Origin of the sequence: Olsenella sp. SW781 (genome assembly GCF_012027725.1) — a bacterium.
Taxonomy (GTDB): domain Bacteria; phylum Actinomycetota; class Coriobacteriia; order Coriobacteriales; family Atopobiaceae; genus Thermophilibacter.
In genome coordinates this window covers 1-1,178 of the sequence record NZ_SJOU01000035.1, presented here as the reverse complement: position 1 = coordinate 1,178, position 1,178 = coordinate 1, and the positions used below count along the sequence as shown (strand labels likewise).

At 74.2% G+C, this 1,178-nt stretch carries 1 protein-coding gene and 1 pseudogene; both read left to right on the top strand.

Annotation, left to right across the window (positions count from 1 at the left end):
* Nucleotides 1-858: hypothetical protein (locus E0L17_RS10870; protein ID WP_206109137.1), on the top strand; the 858-nt coding region annotated here is incomplete at its 5' end.
* Nucleotides 855-1,178 (top strand): annotated as a pseudogene (locus E0L17_RS10865) (hypothetical protein); the annotation flags it as partial. The gene E0L17_RS10870 and the pseudogene E0L17_RS10865, both read left to right, overlap by 4 nt.

Genomic DNA, 1,178 nt, shown 5'->3' with positions numbered 1-1,178 from the left:
TGCCGACGCGCTGCTCGTCTCGAGGAGGGATGCCGCATGATGGCGCTGCTCAGGTCCGACCTCCACCGCATCCTGCGCTCCCGCTGGCCGTGGGTCGCGCTCGCCCTCGTCGCGCTCGCCACCCTGGGCGGCGCCGTCCTCACCGTCTGGTGGCCGCTCGAGCCCGGCGTCGTCTACGACGGCATCACCGGGCGCGCGGGCGCCCTGCGCCTCGCCGGGCGCGGGTGCTCCATCGCGCTCGTCTCGACCATCGCCCCCTTCGTGGCCGCGCGCCTCTCCTGCGCGGACTCCGACGCCGGCTTCGACCGCACGCTCCTGTCGTCCCTTCGCGGCCGGGCGGCATACTACGCCGAGAAGTACCTGCTCGCGGCGCTCCTCACGGGCGCGCTGCTGCTTGCCTACCTCGTGTTCGCCGGGCTCGGCGTCCTCGTGACCATGCGCCCCGTGGCAGACGTCGAGCCGCTCTGGCAGGTCGCCGCCTGGGCGGGCGAGGGCTGGCTCGTCTCGTGCGCCTACGCCCTCGCCGTCCTGCTCGTGGGTCAGCTCGTCCGCAGCCGCGCGATTGCGTTCATAGCCGCGTTCCTCCTGACGTCGGCGGCCGTCGAGCAGGGGTTCTTCTCGTTCCTGCTGCTCGTTGACTCGGCGCTCGGCCTCGGCTGGGCCCCGGCGCTCGAGGCGGCCCTCGCCTGGATGCCCTACGTCGCGCTCGTCTCCGTCGGCAACGGCGCCGCGAACCTGCTCTCCGTGGACGCGACGGGCCTCTCCCCCGCCGTCCGCGCCCTCGCGGTCTGCGCGCCGCTCTGCGCGGCCCTCACCGGCGTGGGCGCACTCGCGCTCTCCCGCCGCGACGTCTCATGACCTCGGACGCGCTCCTCGAGCCGCTCTACCGCTGGCTGCGCTCCGCGGCGCAGTGGCTGCTCGCGAGCTCTACCATGGACGGGTGGCTCAATCTCTGCGAAAGGCTCCACGTGGCTGAGGGACTCCTGCTCGTGGCGATGCTCGCGCTCGGCCTGGCGATCGGCGCGGCCCTCGCCCTCGCCCGCTACTCCACCGAGCTCGGGCGCCAGGCGCGCTTCCTCGCCCGGCGCGAGCGCCTGAGCAACGCGCGGCTCACCTGCGGGAGCCGCCTGCCGGGCATGGTCGGCGTGGTCGACGCCGTGAACGCCGAGATCGACGCA